Source organism: Streptomyces sp. NPDC048370, assembly GCF_043200825.1.
GTDB lineage: Bacteria > Actinomycetota > Actinomycetes > Streptomycetales > Streptomycetaceae > Streptomyces.
Genome location: NZ_JBICYI010000011.1, coordinates 279,798 through 294,840, shown reverse-complemented (window position 1 = coordinate 294,840; position 15,043 = coordinate 279,798). Strand labels below are relative to the sequence as shown.

Genomic DNA, 15,043 nt, shown 5'->3' with positions numbered 1-15,043 from the left:
GCCCGGTTACATTCCGAACCCGGAAGCTAAGCCTTTCAGCGCCGATGGTACTGCAGGGGGGACCCTGTGGGAGAGTAGGACGCCGCCGAACAATCTTTCAGGACCCTTGGTCCCAGCGTTCATGCTGGGACCAAGGGTCCTTTTGTTTTTCCTTGATTTTTTCGAAGCGCGTCGGGGTGCCGACTGCGCGAGAATGACTGCAGTACCCGAAGACAGGAGTCACGCCGATGTCCACCAACTCTCCCGACGACCGTCCGGAGCGCGAGCCGCGTCGTAGGGACGGTGGCGAGCGGGGCGGCGGCTTCCGTGGCCCGCGTCGTGACGACAACCGGGGTGGTGGCGGCTTCCGCCCCGACGACCGGCGTGATGACCGTCCCTCGTTCCGTCGCGACGACCGCCCCCGCGATGACCGGCGTGATGACCGTCCCCGTGACGATCGTCCTCGTGACGACCGTCGGGGTGACAGCCGTGGCGACAACCGTGGTGGTGGCGGCTTCCGGCGCGATGACAACCGTGGCGGTGGCGGCGGCTTCCGTCGGGACGACAACCGTGGCGGTGGCGCTGGCGGTGGCTTCCGTCGGGACGACCGTCGTGATGACAACCGTGGTGGCGGCGGTGGGTTCCGCCGTGACGACCGGCCGCGTGACGACCGTCGTGATGACCGGCCGTCGTTCCGTCGGGACGACCGGCCCCGCGACGACCGCCGTGACGACAACCGTGGTGGCGGCTTCCGTCGCGACGACCGTCCCCGTGACGACCGGCGTGACGAGCGGCCGGCTTTCCGTCGGGACGACCGTCGTGATGACAACCGTGGCGGTGGCGGCGGCTTCCGTCGGGACGACAACCGTGGCGGTGCCGGCGGCTTCCGCCGCGATGACCGTCGTGATGACAACCGTGGTGGTGGCGGTGGGTTCCGCCGTGACGACCGGCCGCGTGATGACCGTCGTGATGACCGTCCGGCCTTCCGTCGGGACGACCGTCGTGACGACAACCGTGGCGGTGGCGGCGGCTTCCGTCGCGACGACCGTCCCTCGTTCCGTCGTGATGACAACCGTGGTGGTGGCGGTGGCTTCCGTCGTGACGATCGTCCCCGTGACGACCGTCGTGACGAGCGGCCGGCCTTCCGTCGGGACGACCGGCGTGACGACAACCGTGGTGGCGGCGGTGGCTTCCGTCGCGACGACCGGCCGCGTGACGACCGTCGTGACGAGCGTCCCTCCTTCCGTCGGGACGACCGGCCCCGCGACGATCGTCGTGATGACCGTCCGTCGTTCCGTCGTGACGACCGTCCCCGTGACGACCGCCGCGACGACCGGCCGCGTGGGCCCCGTCGGGATGACAACCGGGGTGGCGGCGGCTTCCGTCGCGACGACCGGCGTGACGACAACCGGGGTGGGTACCGCGGGCGTGATGACAACCGTGGCGGCGGCTACGGGCGGCGTGACGACCGTGACCGGCCCGACCGGGCGCCGATCAAGCGGCTGCCGATCCCGCCGGAGGTCACCGGTGAGGAGATCGACGACGATGTGCGCCAGGAGCTCATGAGCCTGCCCAAGGGGCTCGCCGAGGACGTCGCACGTAACCTCGTCATGGTCGCCGACCTGCTCGACGAGGACCCCGAGCAGGCGTACGCGTACTCACGTATCGCCCTGCGGCTCGCGTCGCGTGTCGCCGCCGTCCGTGAGGCCGCCGGTTTCGCCGCGTACGCCACGCAGAAGTACTCCGAGGCGCTGGCCGAGTTCCGGGCCGCGCGGCGGATGACCGGTGGTGTCGAGCTGTGGCCCGTGATGGCCGACTGCGAGCGCGGCATGGGCCGGCCCGAGCGGGCGCTCGCCATGGCTGGTGAGCCCGAGGTGCAGAAGCTGGACAAGGCCGGGCAGGTCGAGATGCGGCTCGTCGCCGCCGGTGCCCGTCGTGACATGGACCAGCTCGACGCTGCGATCGTGACGCTGCAGAGCCCCGAGCTCGCTTCCACCGCCGTTCACCCGTGGACCGCGCGCCTGCGGTACGCGTACGCCGACGCGCTGCTCGCGGCCGGCCGCGAGACCGAGGCGCGGGAGTGGTTCGCCAAGGCGCTCGAGGCGGACAAGGACGGGGCCACGGACGCCTCCGACCGCCTTGCCGAGCTGGACGGTGTCGAGTTCGTCGACGCCATCGACGACCTGGACGAGGACGCGGACGTAGACGTGGACGCGGACGTGGATGAGTCCGCCTCCGCTGACGTCGCCGACGAGGCGGACCAGGACGACGAGGACGACGAGGACGAGGACGACGAGGACCGGGGCGACCGGGACTGATCGTGTGACAAAGGGCGGCACCCCCTCCGGGGTGCCGCCCTTTTTTCATGCCCTCAGTCGAGTGCCAGGCTTCTGAGCACCAGGCCCGTCGCCGGCTTCGGGCCGAAGGACGTCGACTTGCGGGGCATCGTGACGCCTTGCCGTGCCAGGTCCCGTACGACGTCCTCCCGTACGGGATGCATGAGCACCGCCGTACCGCCCCGGCGTTCCGCCTGGGCGACGGCCGCCTCGGTGTCGTGGATGTAGCTGATCTCCTCGGGGGTGTCCGGGATGTGCCAGAGGTGGTCGAGGAGCGTCGCGTGCAGGACCGTCGCGTCCAGGGTCCGCCAGGCCTGCGGGCGGTCCGCCGGGATCGTGCGGGCGAGGAGCTCCGGGGCGGGGCGGTCCACCAGGTGGAAGGTGCCGTCGCCGGCGAAGAGGAAGGCGTTGCCGTCCGATGCGGCGGACGCCAGGGACTCCATGGCCTCCGGCAGGGGCGCGTCGACGCGGCGGATCCGGAAGTCGTCGCCGAGGGCGGCGAGGGCCTCCGCCACGGGGAGCCGGTTGAGCAGGCGGTGGATCGCGCGGACGCGGAGGGGGTAGCGGGCCGTGTCGATGAGGAGGACGAGGCCGTAGTTCCAGGGGCCGGGCTGGGCGTGTTCCTCGCGGAGGCGGAGGTACGTCGCCCACCGGTGGTGGCCGTCGGCGATGAGCGCCTGGTGCTCGGCCAGGCCGGCGGAGACCGCCGCGAGTTCGGCAGGGTCCGTGACCGCCCAGAGGCGGTGGCTGAAGCCGTCCTCCGTGGTGGTGGCGAGGAGCGGGTCGCGCCGGACGGTGCGTTCGATGACGTCCGCCGGTCCGTCGCCGTTGCCCCGGTAGGTGAGGAGGAGCGGTTCGAGGTTGGCTGCGGTGGTCCGCATCAGGGCGGCGCGGTCCTCGACGACGTGCGGCATGACGTCCTCGTGAGGGAGGACGATGCCCTCGGCCGGGGTGGAGAGCTCCAGGGCGCCGATGATGCCGCGCTGCAGGATGTCGCCGCTGCTCTGCTCGTACACGTAGAGCGCGGGCTCGGGGTCCGGCGCGAGGACGCCGTCCGCGATCCAGCGGTCGAGGGTGACGGCGGCCTTGCGGTGGCGGGTGCCCGGGCTGATGGCCTGCGGCAGGATCAGCCGGACGATGTTGTGGGGGTCGGCGGACTCCAGGTGGTGGAGTCCGTCGGGCCGGACGACGACGTCGTACGGGGGCGAGGTCACGGCGGCCAGGCTGCCGACCCGTTCGGGGACGTATCGGAGTCCCCGGAACGGGACCAGGTGCAGACCGTCGTCGGCCGCAGGACCACTGGTGTTCATTGAGCAATCGTAAGTGCGCGGTGGCAATGAGCGATGATCGGGGGAGCGGGGAAGGTCGGTCGACGGGTGAGGAGTACGTGGTGGGTGTGGGCGCGGGCGTGGGCGTGGGTATGGGTGACGGTGGTCAGGGTGGTCAGGGTCGCCGGGGCGGGCAGGGGCACCCGGGCCGGCAGCCCAGGAGGATGCTCGGCGGCAGTGTGGCGGCGCTGAGCGAGGCGTACGACACGGCACTGCTCGACCTGGACGGTGTCGTGTACGCGGGCGGTGAGGCGATTCCGCACGCCGTCGACGCGCTGGCGGTCGCCCGGGCCGGCGGAATGCACCTCGCGTACGTCACCAACAACGCCTTGCGGACGCCGGACGCGGTGGCCGCGCACCTCACCGAGTTGGGGGTGCCGGCGGAGGCCGGGGACGTCATCACCTCGGCGCAGGCGGTGGCGCGGCTCATCGCCGACGAAGTTCCCGCCGGTTCGCCGGTGTTGGTCGTCGGTGGGGAAGGGCTTCGGGTGGCGCTGCGTGAGCGGGGCCTGGAGCCGGTGGAGTCGGCGGACGTGCCGGGACTTGCGGCGGTGGTCCAGGGGTACGGGGGGCCGGACATGCCGTGGGCGCGGTTCGCGGAGGCGGGGTACGCCGTGGCGCGGGGTGTGCCGTGGTACGCCTCGAACACCGACCTGACGATTCCGGGGGCGCGGGGGATCGGGCCGGGGAACGGGGCGGCCGTGGAGGTCGTACGGATCGCCACGGGTGGTGTCGTGGAGCCGAAGGTGGCGGGGAAGCCGTTGCCGCCGATGCATCGGGAGACGGTGCTGCGGACGGGGGCGGAGCGGCCGTTGGTGGTCGGGGACCGGCTGGACACGGACATCGAGGGGGCGTTCAACGGGGGCGTGGACTCGTTGTTGGTGTTCACCGGGGTGACGGATGTGGCGCAGCTGCTGGCGGCGGTGCCGGAGCACCGGCCGACGTATGTGGCGGCGGACCTGCGGGGGCTGTTGGTGGGGCAGCCGGCTGTCGTGGAGACGGGCGGGGAGTTTGTGTGTGGGGGGTGGCGGGCGTCGGTTGGTGGGGGCGCGTTGGTGTTGGAGGGCGCTGGTGACGTCGGCGGGGGTGGGCTTGACGTGATGGACGGGGTGCGGGCGCTGTGCGGGGCGGCTTGGGCCGAGGCGGGGGCGGGGGCTTGTGGGTTGGATGCGGGGAAGGCGTTGGGGCGGTTGGGGCTGTGACGGTCGCCCCGGCGGTGGGGTGGGAATTCCCCCACCCCACCCCTTCCCGAAACTCTGACGAGACCGGGGGCTCCGCCCCCGCACCCCCGACTGGGGCCCCGGCGGCTGCGCGCCGGGGGTGGGTGGGTGGTTGGTGAAGGCGGCAGCTTCGCGCCGGGGGTTGGCGGCGGGGCGGCGGCTTCGCGCCGGAGGGCGGCGGGGGCCGGCAGCTTCGCGCCGGGGGCGGGTGGTGGTGACGGCTCCGCACGAGAGTGAGCGGCGAAGGCGGCGGCTTGGTGCCGGAGGGTGGGCGGTGGAGGCGGCAGCGTAGCGCCGGAGGGGGAGGCGGCAGCTTCGCGCCGGGGGCGGGTGGTGGTGGCTGCGCGCGAGGGTGAGCGGCGAGGGCGGCGGCTTTGCGCCTGAGGGTGGGCTGCGGGGGCGGAGGCTTTGTGCCCGGGGCGCGGCGGGGCGTGGGCCTGTGCCGGGGTGCGGCGTGGAGGTCGTGGGCCTGTGCCGGGGTGCGGCGTGGAGGTCGTGGGCCTGTGCCGGGGTGCGGCGTGGAGGTCGTGGGCCTGTGCCGGGGTGGGCTTCTGGGGCGTGGGGGTGGGGGGAAGGTAGGGTAGGTTAGCCTAACCTCGTGTTGGTTGAGAGGTCCTCCCGAGCGAGTGCGGAGGCTACGGAAAACCCTCAGACGATGGGCCGCAGGCATGCCGTGCGGGCGTTCGGGCTGGTCGTGGGTGTCGCGGTGCTGCTGCTGGTCTGTGTCCTGAGCATCATGGTCGGCGCCAAACCCGTGCCGCTCGCCGATGTGTGGCACGGGCTGTTCCAGAACACCGGTACCGGGAACGACGTCATCGTTCATGACGTTCGCGTTCCCCGGACGCTCCTCGGGCTGCTCGTCGGTGTCGCGCTCGGGCTCTCCGGTGCGGTCATGCAGGGCCTCACCCGTAACCCGCTCGCCGAGCCCGGTCTGCTCGGAGTCAACGCCGGGGCCGCCGCTGCCGTCGTCTCCGCGATCGCGTTCCTCGGGATCACCGATGTCGACGCCTACGTCTGGTTCGCGTTCCTCGGCGCCGCCGTCGTCTCCGTCGTCGTGTACGTCCTCGGCGGCAGCCGCAGCTCCACGCCCGTGCGCCTCGCGCTCGCCGGAACCGCCGCGACCGCCGCGCTCTACGGGTACGTCAACGCGGTCCAGCTGCTCGACTCCGCCGCCCTCGACCGGCTCCGCTTCTGGACCGTCGGCTCGCTCGCCTCCGCCGACATGGACACCGTGCGCCGCGTCGCGCCCTTCATTCTTGTCGGGATCGTTCTCGCCCTGCTGATCTCCCGGCCCCTCAACGCCATGGAGATGGGCGACGACACCGCCCGCGCCCTCGGCGTGAGCCTCAACCGCACCCGGGTCCTCGCGATGGTCGCCGTCACGCTGATGTGCGGCGCCGCGACCGCCGCCTGCGGGCCCATCGTGTTCCTCGGGCTGATGGTCCCGTACCTCGTCCGCGCCCTCACCGGCCCCGACATGCGCTGGATCCTGCCGTACGCGGCCGTCCTCTCGCCCGCCCTGCTCCTCGGCTCCGACGTGATCGGCCGGCTCGTGGCCCGCCCCTCCGAGCTCCAGGTCGGCATCGTCACCGCGCTCGTCGGCGGACCCGTCTTCATCCATCTCGTACGCCGCAAGAGGATGGCCCAGCTGTGACGTCCATACGGACCGGTGGAGGGTTCTCCGTACGGTACGAGCCCCGCGCCGCTCTCTCCGTGCTCCTGCTGCTCGTGCTCACCCTTGCCGCCGGCGTCGTGCTCATCGGCAGCGGAGACTTCCCCATCGCCCCGGGCGACGTCGTCGCCACGCTCCTCGGCGACGGCACCCCCGTCCAGGAGTTCGCCGTCATGGACCTGCGGCTGCCGCGCGTCCTCGTCGCCGTCTTCGTCGGCGCCGCGCTCGGCATCGGCGGAGCCGTCTTCCAGTCGATCTCGCGCAACCCGCTCGGCAGCCCCGACGTCATCGGCTTCGGCCAGGGCGCCACCGTCGGCGCGCTCGGCGTCATCGTCCTCTTCCAGGGCAGCGCCATGGCCGCCGCGGGCGGCGCCGTCGTCGGAGGCCTGATCACGGGCGCCGCGATCTACCTTCTGGCATGGAAGCGCGGGATCCACGGCTACCGGCTCGTCCTCGTCGGCATCGGCGCGGCCGCGATGCTCACCGCCGTCATCCACTACCTCATCACCAAGGCCAACCTGGTCGACGCCACCCGCGCCACCGTCTGGATGACGGGCTCGCTGGAAGGGCGCGACTGGGCGCAGTTCTGGCCCTTGTTCGCCGTCTGCTGCGTCCTGATCCCGCTGATCCTCGGGCACGGGCGGGCGCTGCGGATGCTGGAGATGGGCGACGACGCCGCGTACGCCCTCGGCGTGCGGGTCGAGCGGACCCGCATCGTGCTCATGGCGTCCAGTGTCGTCCTGGTCGCCGTGGCCACCGCCGCCGCGGGACCCATCGTCTTCGTCTCCCTGAGCGCCCCGCAGCTGGCCCGCCGGCTGACCCGCTCGCCCGGCCCCAACCTCGCCGCCTCCGCCCTCATGGGCTCCGCGCTGCTCCTCGTCGCCGACTGGACCGCGACCAACGCCTTCGGCGACCGGCAGCTTCCGGTGGGTGTCGTCACCGGAGTGCTCGGGGGCTGCTATCTGCTGTGGCTGCTCGTCAGCGAACGCAAGGCCGGGCGGATATGACGGAGCGGGCGCACGCGGCCGATTCACACGCGAACACACTCAGGAGTACCTCCATGGATCGTCAGGCCCAGGATCGTCAGGCCCAGCGGCTCAGCGCCGAGTCGGTCACCCTCGCCTACGACCAGCGGGTCATCGCCCGCGAGCTGTCCGTCGCGATCCCCGACAACTCATTCACCGTCATCGTCGGGCCCAACGCGTGCGGAAAGTCGACCCTCCTGCGCGCCCTCTCCCGGATGCTCAAGCCCTCGGAGGGCCGGGTGCTCCTGGACGGGCAGAGCATCCACAGCATGCCGGCCAAGAAGGTCGCCAGGACCCTCGGACTGCTGCCCCAGTCCTCCGTCGCGCCCGACGGCATCACGGTCGCCGACCTGGTGGCCCGAGGCCGCTACCCGCACCAGGGGCTGTTGCGCCAGTGGTCGCCGGAGGACGAGCGGATCGTCCAGGAGTCGATGGCGGCGACCGGTGTCGCGGAGCTCGCCGAGCGGTACGTGGACGAGCTGTCCGGCGGCCAGCGCCAGCGGGTGTGGATCGCGATGGCGCTCGCCCAGCAGACGCCGCTGCTGCTCCTCGACGAGCCCACGACCTTCCTCGACATCCAGCACCAGATCGACGTCCTCGACCTGTGCGCCGAGCTCCACGAGAACGAGGGCCGGACGCTCGTCGCCGTCCTGCACGACCTCAACCACGCGGCCCGGTACGCCACCCACCTGATCGCCTGCAGGGACGGTGAGGTCGTCGCGGAGGGGCCGCCGGCCGAGGTCGTCACGGCCGAGCTGGTCGAGCGGGTCTTCGGGCTCCGCTGCCAGGTCATCGAGGACCCGGAGACGGGAACGCCGCTGGTCGTGCCCGCCGGGCGGAAGGCGCGGGCCGTCCGCGAGCGCGCGCTACAGAAGTGAGCGCAGCTTCAGCAGATCGCGGAAGCCGGCCTCCAGCCTGACCCTTCCGGAGGCCCAGGCCTTGGCGAAGTTCAGCTCGCCGTCCACCATCGCCACCAGGTCGTCGCCCGTCATCGCCAGGCGGATCTGCGCCTTGTCGGGCGGCGGGCCCGGCACCGTGTCCCGGACCTGGATCCGGCCGTCCGTGAGGCGGCCGGTGAACGTCGTGTCCAGGTCCGTGATGTGGCAGCTCAGGCTGCGGTCGAGCGCCGTGGCGCTCCGCACCTCGCCGTCGGCGCGCAGGAGATTGTCCGAAAGTCTGTCGAGTGCGCTGCGGCACTCCTCGATCGTGGCCATCGCCGTCGACCGTACCCCAGAGCTTCGCGATAGCGTCGGGTGCATGAGTGACGCTACGGAGGCAGGGGCACAGCCGGAGGCCATGGCGGATGTGGGGGTGGACGACGAGACCGCGTTCGAGGCCGTCGCGCCCGCGCCCCTCGGCGTCGAGCGCGTTCCCACCGGTCGGCCCGTCGTGGACGACCTCCTGTCCCGCCTTGCCGATGCCGACCGCCTTCCGGCGGACGGACACCTGGAGGTGTACGAGGATGTACACCGTGGACTGCGCGACGAGCTGACCTCGCTCGACGCCGTCCGCCCCGGACCGACATCCGGTCCCGGACCGACACCTGGTCCCGGACCGACCCCCGGTCCCGGACCGACACCGCCGTACGACCTCAGGAGCTGAACCGAACGTGGCAGGAGTGGCACGCCGCCGTCTGGACGCCGAGCTGGTACGCCGTGAGCTCGCCCGCTCGCGCGAGCACGCCAGCCAGCTGATCGCGGCGGGGCGGGTGACCGTCGGCAAGACGGTCGCGACCAAGCCCGCCACCCAGGTCGAGACGGCCGCGGCCATCGTCGTCGCCGCGGACGACAGCGACCCGTCCTACGTCTCGCGCGGCGGCCACAAACTGGCCGGGGCCTTCGCGGCCTTCGTACCGCGGGGGCTGACGGTCGAGGGCCGGCGGGCGCTGGACGCGGGCGCGTCGACCGGCGGGTTCACGGACGTCCTGCTGCGGGCGGGCGCGGCCCACGTCGTCGCCGTCGACGTCGGCTACGGCCAGCTCGCCTGGTCCCTGCAGAGCGACGACCGGGTCACCGTCAAGGACCGGACGAACGTACGCGAGCTGACGCTCGACGCCATCGACGGAACCCCCGTCGACCTCGTCGTCGGCGACCTCTCCTTCATCCCGCTCGGCCTCGTGCTCCCCGCCCTGGTGCGCTGCACCGCGCCCGACGCGGACCTCGTGCTCATGGTCAAGCCGCAGTTCGAGGTCGGCAAGGAACGGCTCGGTACGGGCGGCGTGGTGCGCAGCACGCAGCTGCGCGGCGACGCGGTGAAGAACGTGGCGCGGCAGGCCGGTGAGCTCGGGCTCGGTGTCCTCGGCGTGACCGCGAGCCCGCTGCCGGGCCCCTCCGGCAACGTCGAGTACTTTCTGTGGCTGCGGGCAGGGGCGCCCGCGCTGGATCCGGCGGATGTCGACCGCGCCGTGGCGGAGGGACCTCGTTGAGCTCAACGACCGCACCACTTGATACTGGTACGGGCAGTCGTACTGTCTTCCTGCTCGCGCACACGGGCCGCCCGGCCGCCGTGCGCAGCGCCGAACTCGTCGTGCTCGGACTGCTGCGCAGCGGGATCGGCGTCCGTGTCCTGGAGGCGGAGGCGGCCGACCTGCCGCTGCCGCCGTCCGTGGAGACCGTCCCCGAGGCCTGCGCCGAGGCGTTGGAGGGCTGCGAGCTGCTCGTCGTCCTCGGCGGCGACGGGACGCTGCTGCGCGGCTCGGAGTTCTCAAGAGCCTCCGGCGTACCGATGCTCGGCGTCAACCTCGGACGGGTCGGCTTCCTCGCGGAGGCCGAGCGCGACGACCTCGACAAGGTCGTCGACCGGGTCGTGACGCGGGCGTACGAGGTCGAGGAGCGCATGACCCTCGACGTCGTCGTCTACGAGAACGGCGACGTGCTGCACCGCGACTGGGCGCTGAACGAGGCGGCCGTCCAGAAGGTCTCCCCGGAACGGATGCTGGAGGTCGTGCTCGCGATCGACGGCCGGCCGGTCACCGGGTTCGGCTGCGACGGGGTGATCTGCGCGACCCCGACCGGCTCGACGGCGTACGCCTTCTCGGCCGGTGGGCCGGTGATCTGGCCCGAGGTCGAGGCGCTGCTGATGGTGCCGATCGGGGCGCACGCGCTGTTCGCCAAGCCGCTCGTGACGACACCGGAGTCGGTGCTCGCGGTGGAGGTCGAGCCGCACACGCCCAACGGCGTGCTGTGGTGCGACGGCCGCCGGACGGTCGAACTCCCGGCGGGCGCACGGGTCGAGGTCCGGCGCGGTGAGGTGCCGGTACGGCTCGCCCGGCTGCACCACGCCTCGTTCACGGACCGGCTGGTGGCGAAGTTCGCGCTGCCGGTGTCGGGGTGGCGCGGCGCGCCCCACTAGGGCGCGGGGCCGAGCCCGGCCCCGGGCCGGGCTCGCCCACCCCCACGGGTGACAGCCGCAGCTCCGACCTGCGCGTTCGCCCCCTTCCGGCAGGGGCCGTCGCACAGGTGGGGCCGGACCTCGTAAGGTCTTCCCCGTGTTGGAGGAGATGCGGATACGGTCGCTCGGGGTCATCGACGACGCTGTTGTCGAGCTGTCGCCCGGTTTCACCGCGGTGACCGGCGAGACCGGTGCCGGCAAGACCATGGTCGTGACCAGCCTGGGGCTGCTGCTCGGCGGGCGCGCCGACCCCGCCCTGGTGCGGATCGGCGCGGGTTCGGCCGTCGTCGAGGGGCGGATCACGCTGCCCAAGGGCGCGGCCGTCGCCGTACGCGCCGAGGAGGCGGGCGCCGAGCTGGACGACGGCGCGCTGCTCGTCAGCCGCACGATCTCCGCCGAGGGGCGCTCTCGGGCCCATCTCGGCGGGCGTTCGGTGCCGGTCGGGCTGCTCGCCGAACTCGCCGACGAACTCGTGGCGGTGCACGGCCAGACCGACCAGCAGGGCCTGCTCAAGCCTGCCCGCCAGCGCGGCGCCCTCGACCGGTACGCGGGCGAGGCCGTCTCCGTACCGCTGGCCACGTACGCGGACGCCTACCGGCGGCTGCGGGCCGTGGTCGCCGAGCTGGACGAGATCACCACTCGGGCGCGGGAGCGGGCCCAGGAGGCCGACCTGCTGCGCTTCGGACTCGGTGAGATCGAGGCCGTCGAGCCGCTGGCAGGGGAGGACGTCGAGCTGGCGGCCGAGGCGGAGCGGCTCGGGCACGCCGAGGCCCTCGCCTCCGCCGCCGCGCTCGCCCACGCGGCGCTCGCGGGCCAGCCCGAGGACCCGGAGGCCGTCGACGCGACGACCCTGGTCGCGGGCGCGGGACGCGCCCTGGAGGCCGTACGGTCGCACGATCCGGCGCTGGCCTCGCTCGCGGACCGGATGGGCGAGATCTCGATCCTGCTCGCCGACGTGGCCGGGGAGCTGGCCGGTTACGCCGACAACCTGGACGCGGACCCGCGGCGGCTCGCGGCCGTCGAGGAGCGGCGCGCGGCGCTGACGCAGCTCACCCGGAAGTACGGCGAGGACGTCGCCGCCGTTCTGGCGTGGGCGCAGGAGAGCGCGGCCCGGCTGACCGAGCTGGAGGGCGACGACGACCGGATCGGCGAACTGACCGCCGAGCGCGACGCGCTGCGGGCCGAGCTGTCCGTCCTCGCGCAGGCGCTCACCGACGCCCGTACGGAGGCGGCGGCCCGGTTCGCCGACGCCGTCACCGCCGAACTGGCCTCGCTCGCCATGCCCCACGCGCGCGTGTCCTTCGACATCCGGCAGACCGAGGACCCGGACGGTGTCGAGGTCGGCGGTCGCCCCGTCGCGTACACGCCGTCCGGCGCCGACGAGGTCGAGCTGCTCCTCGCCCCGCACCCGGGCGCGCCGCCGCGGCCGATCGCGAAGGGCGCGTCCGGTGGTGAGCTGTCCCGGGTGATGCTGGCGGTCGAGGTCGTCTTCGCGGGTACGGACCCGGTGCCGACGTACCTCTTCGACGAGGTCGACGCGGGCGTCGGCGGCAAGGCGGCCGTGGAGATCGGCCGCCGGCTCGCGAAGCTCGCCAAGACCGCGCAGGTCGTCGTGGTCACCCACCTTCCGCAGGTCGCGGCCTTCGCCGACCGGCAGCTGCTGGTGGAGAAGACCAACGACGGCTCCGTGACCCGGTCCGGTGTCACCGTCCTGGAGGGCGAGGACCGCGTCCGCGAGCTGTCGCGGATGCTGGCGGGCCAGGAGGACTCGGAGACGGCGCGTGCGCACGCGGAGGAGCTGCTGGCCACCGCGCGGGCCGACGGCCGGCGCTGACGGGGGGTGACCGCTGACGGCGGCCGGCGCTGACGGGGGGTGACCGCTGACGGCGGCCGGCGCTGACGCCTTCGCCCGGGTGGGTGGGGCTGGGCCTCGGGGCTGCCCGCCGGGCGTGGACGGCTGCCGCCTACGCTGGGCGCATGAGCGGGAAGTGGGGCAGGGCCGGGGCGTTCGTCGTGGCCGCCGGGGTCGGTCGGGCCGCGTACGTGGCGATGCGGCGGCGCGGAGACGCGCGGTGGCTGCGTGAGAATCACGCCGGGCGGAGCGTCGATCTGTGCGCCGGGCCCGCCACCGCCGTCGGTGCCGCCGTCGCGGCCGCGAGCGCGGCGCGTTGGGCGCCCCGGTCGGGGGTCGGCGGAGGGCCGGCCGCGTTCGCCGTCCTCGCCGCCGGTGCCTGCGGGGCGTACGACGACTGGAAGGGCGACCACCGCCGGGGCTTCCGGGCGCACCTCGGGGCCCTGCGCGACGGAGAGGTGACCAGCGGGACCGTGAAGCTCGTCGGGATCGGCGCGGCCGGGCTCGTGGCCGGTGCGCTGCTCAAGGAACGGCCCGTCGACAAGGTCCTGGCGGGCGTCGTGATCGCGGGGACCGCGCACTTTGTCAACCTGGTCGACGTCGCCCCCGGGCGTGCCGTGTTGACGGTGCTCGGGCTCGCCGCGCCCGGGCTGCTGCGCGGGTCGCTCGCCGCCGCGCCGATGGGCGCCGCGGCCGCCGTCCTCGTCGACGACCTCGGCGAGCGGACCATGCTCGGTGACACGGGCGCGCACGCGCTCGGCGCCGCCGTCGGCAGCGCGATCGCCGCCGGGAACGGTACGTTCGGACTCGCCGTCCACGCGGCCGGGCTCGTCGCGGCAGCCGCGTACGGCGAGCGCGGCGGGTCCCCCCGGCCGGAGGCCGGGGGAGGGCCAATACCCCCGCAAGCTCACCCATGTGAGTGATAGCGCGCGGCGAGTTGAGGCCTCGGACACGGCCACGACGGGGCTTCGGTGCCGGAACGTGCGTACGGGCTGGCATCCTTGGGCCCGTGACACAGCTCCGTACGGTCCAAGTGCTGGGCGGCGGCAGCGCGGGCAGTAGCGCTCACGTCCGATCACTTGCCTCGGGGCTCGTGGCGAGGGGCGTGCGGGTGACCGTGTGCGCCCCGCCCGAACTCGACCGCGCCTACGACTTCATCGGCGCCGGCGCGCACTTCGTGCCCGTCCCGCGCCGCAACGACCCCGCGACGGTCGCGCAGCTCCGCAACGCCTGCATCGGCGCGGACGTGGTGCACGCCCACGGGCTGCACGCCTCGGTGCGGGCGACGCTCGCGCTGTCGGGCGGGGTACGAGGGCCCGCGCTCGTGACGACGTGGCACACCCGCAACCACGTGGACGGGGCGCGCGGTGGGCTGTTGCGGCTGCTCGAACGAAGGACGGCGCGGGCGGCGACCGTTGTCCTCGGGACCTCGTCGGAGCTGGTCGACCGGGCGCGGCGGCGCGGGGCGCGGGACGCCCGGCTCGGGCCGGTGACGGTGCCCGGGTCGAGGGCGCCGGTCTGTCTGCACGACGGCAAGGCGCGGGCGGAACTGGGCGCGGTGGACCGGCCGTTGCTGATGGCGGTCGGGGCGCTGGTGCCGGAGCGCGGGTACGGGCTGCTGCTCGACGCGGCGCGGGAGTGGCGGGACATGGACCCGCAGCCGCTCCTTGTGATCGCGGGGGAGGGGCGCGATCGGGCGGCGCTGCAGCGGCGGATCGAGGCCGAGGGGCTCGCGGTCCGGCTGATCGGACGCCGGGACGACGTGGCGGAGTTGCTGGCGGCGGCGGACGTGGCCGTGCTTCCGTCGCGCTGGGAGGCCCGCGCCCTGCTGGCGCAGGAGGCCCTGCGGCTCGGTGTGCCGCTGGTCGCGACGGCGGTGGGCGGGGTGCCGGAACTGGTCGGGGACGCGGCGGAGTTGGTGCCGTGGGGCGACGCGCCCGCGCTGGCGGCGGCGGTGCGGGGGCTGTTGGAGGACACGGACCGGCGGATGGACCTGGCGGCGGCCGGTCGGGTGCAGGCGGGGACGTGGCCGACGGAGGACGAGACGATCGCGCATGTGTTGAGCGTGTACGACGAGTTGTCGGGGCGGCGTTGAGGAGAGGGGTGTGATCTCCCCCGGCCCCGCCCCTTCCCGAGACCCTGACGGGACCGGGGGCTTCGCCCCCGAGCCCGAGCGGGCGGCTTCGCGCCCGCGGGGGTGCGTCGGGGCGGGACCCTGGGGCTTCGCCCCCCCCGAGCCCC

General features: G+C 73.6%; 14 protein-coding genes and 1 rRNA gene. 13 read left to right on the top strand and 2 right to left on the bottom strand.

Annotated features, from left to right (window positions below):
• The 3 genes from rrf to ACGFYP_RS24295 all read left to right on the top strand — a co-directional run.
• A 5S ribosomal RNA gene (rrf, locus tag ACGFYP_RS24305) occupies positions 1–91 on the top strand; the annotation flags it as partial.
• 275 nt (positions 92–366) lie between these two features.
• Positions 367–1,545 carry a hypothetical protein gene (locus tag ACGFYP_RS24300; RefSeq protein WP_393497179.1) on the top strand — a complete coding sequence of 393 codons (1,179 nt, stop codon included), beginning with the start codon at positions 367–369 and terminating at the stop codon, positions 1,543–1,545.
• The gene (locus ACGFYP_RS24295) at positions 1,527–2,297 is read left to right on the top strand and encodes a hypothetical protein (protein WP_393497177.1); all 771 of its coding nucleotides are present in this window, start codon (positions 1,527–1,529) and stop codon (positions 2,295–2,297) included. Before ACGFYP_RS24300 ends, ACGFYP_RS24295 begins: the two co-directional genes overlap by 19 nt.
• A 53-nt stretch (positions 2,298–2,350) precedes the next feature.
• Here the strand turns inward: ACGFYP_RS24295 and ACGFYP_RS24290 are convergent, their stop codons facing one another.
• The gene (locus ACGFYP_RS24290; RefSeq protein ID WP_393497174.1) at positions 2,351–3,625 is read right to left on the bottom strand and encodes a DUF1015 domain-containing protein; all 1,275 of its coding nucleotides are present in this window, start codon (positions 3,623–3,625) and stop codon (positions 2,351–2,353) included.
• Positions 3,626–3,807: 182 nt separating this feature from the next.
• On the opposite strand from ACGFYP_RS24290, the gene ACGFYP_RS24285 reads away from it, so the two are divergent.
• From ACGFYP_RS24285 to ACGFYP_RS24270, 4 genes are all read left to right on the top strand, one after another.
• On the top strand, positions 3,808–4,845 hold the full coding sequence (locus ACGFYP_RS24285; RefSeq protein ID WP_393497171.1) for an HAD hydrolase-like protein: 1,038 nt from the start codon (positions 3,808–3,810) through the stop codon (positions 4,843–4,845).
• A 673-nt stretch (positions 4,846–5,518) separates the two neighbouring features.
• Complete coding sequence (locus ACGFYP_RS24280; protein WP_393497168.1) at positions 5,519–6,517, top strand: FecCD family ABC transporter permease; 999 nt, start codon at positions 5,519–5,521, stop codon at positions 6,515–6,517.
• On the top strand, positions 6,514–7,542 hold the full coding sequence (locus ACGFYP_RS24275) for an iron chelate uptake ABC transporter family permease subunit (RefSeq protein ID WP_361964879.1): 1,029 nt from the start codon (positions 6,514–6,516) through the stop codon (positions 7,540–7,542). The genes ACGFYP_RS24280 and ACGFYP_RS24275 overlap by 4 nt, the downstream gene beginning before the upstream one ends.
• 53 nt (positions 7,543–7,595) lie before the next feature.
• A complete protein-coding gene (locus tag ACGFYP_RS24270) occupies positions 7,596–8,438 on the top strand; it encodes an ABC transporter ATP-binding protein (protein ID WP_361964877.1) in 843 nt (280 codons plus the stop codon).
• On the opposite strand, the gene ACGFYP_RS24265 is transcribed toward ACGFYP_RS24270, so the two are convergent.
• Positions 8,427–8,774 carry an SCP2 sterol-binding domain-containing protein gene (locus ACGFYP_RS24265; protein WP_393497162.1) on the bottom strand — a complete coding sequence of 116 codons (348 nt, stop codon included), beginning with the start codon at positions 8,772–8,774 and terminating at the stop codon, positions 8,427–8,429. The genes ACGFYP_RS24270 and ACGFYP_RS24265 overlap by 12 nt on opposite strands.
• Before the next feature lie 43 nt (positions 8,775–8,817).
• On the opposite strand from ACGFYP_RS24265, the gene ACGFYP_RS24260 reads away from it, so the two are divergent.
• The 6 genes from ACGFYP_RS24260 (at position 8,818) to ACGFYP_RS24235 (ending at position 14,897) form a co-directional block, all read left to right on the top strand.
• Positions 8,818–9,162 carry a hypothetical protein gene (locus ACGFYP_RS24260; protein ID WP_393497159.1) on the top strand — a complete coding sequence of 115 codons (345 nt, stop codon included), beginning with the start codon at positions 8,818–8,820 and terminating at the stop codon, positions 9,160–9,162.
• A gap of 7 nt (positions 9,163–9,169) precedes the next feature.
• On the top strand, positions 9,170–9,985 hold the full coding sequence (locus ACGFYP_RS24255; RefSeq protein WP_393497156.1) for a TlyA family RNA methyltransferase: 816 nt from the start codon (positions 9,170–9,172) through the stop codon (positions 9,983–9,985).
• Positions 9,982–10,911 (top strand): NAD kinase, encoded by a 930-nt coding sequence (locus ACGFYP_RS24250; RefSeq protein ID WP_361964870.1) that lies wholly within the window; start codon positions 9,982–9,984, stop codon positions 10,909–10,911. Before ACGFYP_RS24255 ends, ACGFYP_RS24250 begins: the two co-directional genes overlap by 4 nt.
• Before the next feature lie 148 nt (positions 10,912–11,059).
• Positions 11,060–12,784, top strand: a complete 1,725-nt coding sequence (gene recN, locus ACGFYP_RS24245) for a DNA repair protein RecN (RefSeq protein ID WP_393497223.1) — start codon at positions 11,060–11,062, stop codon at positions 12,782–12,784.
• A gap of 143 nt (positions 12,785–12,927) precedes the next feature.
• Positions 12,928–13,725 carry a hypothetical protein gene (locus ACGFYP_RS24240; protein ID WP_393497151.1) on the top strand — a complete coding sequence of 266 codons (798 nt, stop codon included), beginning with the start codon at positions 12,928–12,930 and terminating at the stop codon, positions 13,723–13,725.
• A gap of 86 nt (positions 13,726–13,811) precedes the next feature.
• Complete coding sequence (locus ACGFYP_RS24235; RefSeq protein ID WP_393497148.1) at positions 13,812–14,897, top strand: glycosyltransferase family 4 protein; 1,086 nt, start codon at positions 13,812–13,814, stop codon at positions 14,895–14,897.
• Positions 14,898–15,043: the final 146 nt, after the last annotated feature.

Excerpts from the sequence above, each read along its gene's own strand:
- ACGFYP_RS24300 (WP_393497179.1), top strand. The coding sequence starts at position 367 with ATGACCGTCCCTCGTTCCGTCGCGACGACCGCCCCCGCGATGACCGGC.
- ACGFYP_RS24290 (WP_393497174.1), bottom strand. The coding sequence starts at position 3,625 with ATGAACACCAGTGGTCCTGCGGCCGACGACGGTCTGCACCTGGTCCCG.
- ACGFYP_RS24285 (WP_393497171.1), top strand. The coding sequence starts at position 3,808 with ATGCTCGGCGGCAGTGTGGCGGCGCTGAGCGAGGCGTACGACACGGCA.
- ACGFYP_RS24280 (WP_393497168.1), top strand. The coding sequence starts at position 5,519 with ATGGGCCGCAGGCATGCCGTGCGGGCGTTCGGGCTGGTCGTGGGTGTC.
- ACGFYP_RS24270 (WP_361964877.1), top strand. The coding sequence starts at position 7,596 with ATGGATCGTCAGGCCCAGGATCGTCAGGCCCAGCGGCTCAGCGCCGAG.
- ACGFYP_RS24265 (WP_393497162.1), bottom strand. The coding sequence starts at position 8,774 with ATGGCCACGATCGAGGAGTGCCGCAGCGCACTCGACAGACTTTCGGAC.
- ACGFYP_RS24260 (WP_393497159.1), top strand. The coding sequence starts at position 8,818 with ATGAGTGACGCTACGGAGGCAGGGGCACAGCCGGAGGCCATGGCGGAT.
- recN (WP_393497223.1), top strand. The coding sequence starts at position 11,060 with ATGCGGATACGGTCGCTCGGGGTCATCGACGACGCTGTTGTCGAGCTG.
- ACGFYP_RS24240 (WP_393497151.1), top strand. The coding sequence starts at position 12,928 with ATGAGCGGGAAGTGGGGCAGGGCCGGGGCGTTCGTCGTGGCCGCCGGG.